Origin of the sequence: Caballeronia sp. ATUFL_F1_KS4A (assembly GCF_023630905.1) — a bacterium.
Lineage (GTDB): Bacteria > Pseudomonadota > Gammaproteobacteria > Burkholderiales > Burkholderiaceae > Caballeronia > Caballeronia zhejiangensis.
On the sequence record NZ_JALQEB010000027.1, the window covers coordinates 1 to 1,463 of the forward strand.

A 1,463-nucleotide genomic window follows, 5' to 3' on the forward strand; every position below is an offset into this window, starting at 1 on the left:
CTAAATTGTCCCGATTCGGAATGCCAAGCGATTGCGCGATGCAATCCTCGGGTCGTTAAAACGTCTACCTAAGTTGTCGTCGAAGGTGGCGCTTATCAGGGAGAGTGCTTTCGCATGTCAATGGTATTGCCAAGTCAGGCCTACGGCCTCCAGTTGAAGCCCCACCCCGCGCCCATCTCAGTATTGAGCTTCAATGGCGAGGCGCAAATTAGCGCGCTCTACAAGTTCAATATCGAATTTACGAGCCCTGTCGCCGATATTCCGATGGATCAGGTCGTTGGGCGGTCTGCGGTGTTGACCATCGCCCCCATCGATCCTCAAGAAGCTCATCTGCGGCAGATGTTCGGTGAACGATGGAAGGACTTCAGCAAGGCGCCGGAGCCTAGCGTCACGCATGGCGTCATTGACAGGTTTGAGACGCTCGGCACATCGGCCGATGAAACCCGGTATCGCGTCACCCTGGTGCCGAAGATCGCGGAATTGGCGAGAGGCCGCACATGCCGATTGTTTCAGAAGCAATCGGTCGTCGAGATCATCACCGATACGCTGCGCCACTACGATTATCGCCTCGGTGTCGATTTCGATTTCAAGAGTCTGCGCGGCACGTATAAGCGGCTCGAATACGAGACTCAGTTCTACGAGACCACGTTCGCGTTCATTCAGCGCCTCTGCGCCGAAGCGGGCATCTGGTTTCGCTTCGAGCAGAAGAGCGATCGGACGGTGATCATCTTCGGGGATGATCTGGATGCGTATGCCCGCAAGCAGCGGGTGGTTCCGTATCGCAGCCACTCGGGGCTGGAAAGCGTGGGCGCCGAATCGATCCGTTCGCTCAGGACGATCACGCAGCGCGTGCCCGAGGCGGTGCAACTGAACGACTACAACCATCGTCAGGCGGACGTCAATCTGTTGGTCGAGGAGAACACCGCGCGCGCGGACAAGACCACCGATGGCGTCGATGGGACGTGGGGCGAGCATTACGAAACGCTGGAGGAAGGTCGCCAGATCGCGCGTCTGCGCCATGAAGCGCACATCGCCACCCAGATCAGCTATCGCGCTCGGGGCAATCCGTTCTCGCTCGAAGTGGGCGAGGTGATCCGGCTGGACGTGAATCCCAAGGATGCGCCCAACGGCCTGCTCGTTACGTCGATGCGTTGCGGCGGCGGCCGGGGGGTGTCGTACTGGAACACTTTTCGGGCGATCCCGGCGGATCGCAAGTGGCGCACGAGCATCGACGTGATCGAGCGTCCCAAGGCCGAAGGCATCTGGCCGGCCAGGGTGGATTCTCCCGGCAACTATCACTATGGCTATCTGGATGAAAAGGGACGGTATGTCGTCAAGATGCCGTTCGATCTGGACGAGTGGAGTCCGGGGGGCGCGAGCCGTCCTATTCGTATGGCCAAGCCTTATGCGGGGGCGGACTACGGTCATCACATGCCGTTGATCCACGGCACGGAGGTGGCGCT

At 59.5% G+C, this 1,463-nt stretch carries 1 protein-coding gene; it reads left to right on the top strand.

Translation table 11 applies throughout. From position 1 onward, the window contains the following. Window positions 1-114 precede the first annotated feature (114 nt). A partial coding sequence (locus tag NCS03_RS15175; protein ID WP_250529351.1) for a type VI secretion system Vgr family protein occupies window positions 115-1,463 on the top strand: 1,349 nt, incomplete at its 3' end.